The sequence below is a fragment of the Cellulomonas septica genome (assembly GCF_012396155.1).
GTDB classification, from domain to species: Bacteria; Actinomycetota; Actinomycetes; order Actinomycetales; family Cellulomonadaceae; genus Cellulomonas; species Cellulomonas septica.
Map to the genome: position 1 here is coordinate 1 of NZ_JAAXOY010000699.1, position 1,761 is coordinate 1,761.

3 protein-coding genes are annotated in these 1,761 nt (G+C 74.4%); all 3 read right to left on the reverse strand.

Annotated features, from left to right (window positions below):
• The coding region (locus HGA02_RS18275) for a DUF2510 domain-containing protein (RefSeq protein ID WP_168680728.1) at positions 1-224 on the reverse strand (224 nt) is incomplete at its 3' end.
• Between the two features lie 221 nt (positions 225-445).
• Positions 446-745, reverse strand: a complete 300-nt coding sequence (locus HGA02_RS18280) for a DUF1540 domain-containing protein (RefSeq protein ID WP_124344396.1) — start codon at positions 743-745, stop codon at positions 446-448.
• A gap of 223 nt (positions 746-968) precedes the next feature.
• A partial coding sequence (locus HGA02_RS18285) for a methyl-accepting chemotaxis protein (protein WP_246248059.1) occupies positions 969-1,761 on the reverse strand: 793 nt, incomplete at its 5' end.

Consider the following 1,761-nt stretch of genomic DNA (forward strand, 5'->3'; position numbering starts at 1 on the left):
GTCGGAGGGGCCGAGGCGGACGCGGGTGCGGGCGCGGAGGCGTACGCGGGCGCGGAGGGGGCCGGGGCGGCGGACGCCGAGGGTGCCGGTGGAGGCGCGGTGATCGGGACGCTGTCCGCGGGAGGCGGCAGCGGCTGCCGGTGCTCGGTCCACGCGGCCCCGTCCCAGTACCGCATGGTGCCGGGCTCGGCGGGGACGGCGTACCAGCCGGCGCGTGCGCTCACCGGGGCCTCCTTCGGACCAGGGCCGCCTCGGGAGACGCGGCAGCCGCACCCTACGGAGGTCGACCGAGACCGCGGGAGCCCGGACGGCGCACGTCACCTTCCCGGCGGCGGTCAAACGCACCGAACCGCCCACACCACCCGGGGACGACGAGACCGCCCGCACCCGGCGATCGGGCGGGGCGGTCTCGGCGACGGGTCGGCCGACGGGTCAGCGCGACGCGTCAGCGCGGCGTGTAGGTGAGGCAGTCCGCGGAGTCCTGGCCGGCACCGACCCGGACGGAGTCCGCGGCGCACTCGAGCGCGGAGTTGTGCACGCAGTCGTCGCGCTGGCACGCACCGACGTGGGTGACGACCTTCTCGAGCCCGCCCTTGACGCCGAGCGGGATGAACGTCGCGCAGGCCGCGTCGCCCGCGTGCCCGCCGATCGTGATCGCCGCCGCGTGGCAGTGCGAGTGGTCGTTGTACGAGCAGCCGGCCACCGAGCACTCGGCGACCGGGGGCAGGTCCATCAGCGTGCTCATCGGTACCTCCACGATCCGGGGACGAGGCGTACCTGACCGACGCTAGACCCGTCGCGCCCGTCCTGCCTAGGGAAGCCGCGAGGTCTCTTCGCAGGTCAGAGCCGCTTTTCAGGTGAGGCTAGCCTCACTCGGCCACGTGTTCAGGTCCCGGCCACGACGGTCCCCGCGCAGGTCACGACCGCCCCCGACCCGCCGGTCGGCCCGGTCGAGGACGCGGGCGGCGTCAGTAGGTGAACGCGGTGATGCGACCCTCGAGGTCCTGCGCCATGACCGCGAGCTCGCGGATCGACTCGCCCATCTGCGTGAGCACCTCGGTCGTGGACCGCGCCGCCGACGCGACGCCGGTGATGTTCGCCGCGATCTCGCCGGCGCCGGTCGCGACCTCGACGACGCCGCGCGACATCTCGTTCGTCGTCGCCGTCTGCCGTTCGACCGCCGACGCGATCGTCAGCTGGTAGTCGTTGATCTGCGCGACGATGTGCGAGATCTGCTCGATCGCCGCGACCGCGCCCTCGGTGTCCGTCTGGATGGCCTGCACCCGGCGGACGATGTCGTCGGTCGCGTTCGCCGTCTCCTGCGCGAGGTCCTTGACCTCCCCGGCGACGACCGCGAACCCCTTGCCCGCCTCCCCGGCGCGCGCGGCCTCGATCGTCGCGTTGAGCGCGAGCAGGTTGGTCTGCGCGGCGATCGACGTGATGACCTTGACGACGTCGCCGATCTCGCGCGAGCTGGTACCGAGGCGCGCGACGGTGTCGGTGGTGCGGGCGGCCACGGCCGTCGCCTCCTCCGCGACGCGGGCGGCCTCGTTCGCGTTCTCGGCGATCGCGCGGATCGACGCGCCCATCTCCTCCGCGCCCGCGGCGATGAGCTGCACGTTGCGGCTCACCTGGTCGGCGGCCGTCGCCACGACGCCGGCCTGCGCGGACGTCTCCTCCGCACCGGCGGCGACCTGCGCCCCGGCGGCGGACATCTCCTCCGACGCGGTCGCGACCGTGCCCGACGCCTCCGTGACGCCC

Excerpts from the sequence above, each read along its gene's own strand:
- HGA02_RS18280 (WP_124344396.1), bottom strand. The coding sequence starts at position 745 with ATGAGCACGCTGATGGACCTGCCCCCGGTCGCCGAGTGCTCGGTGGCC.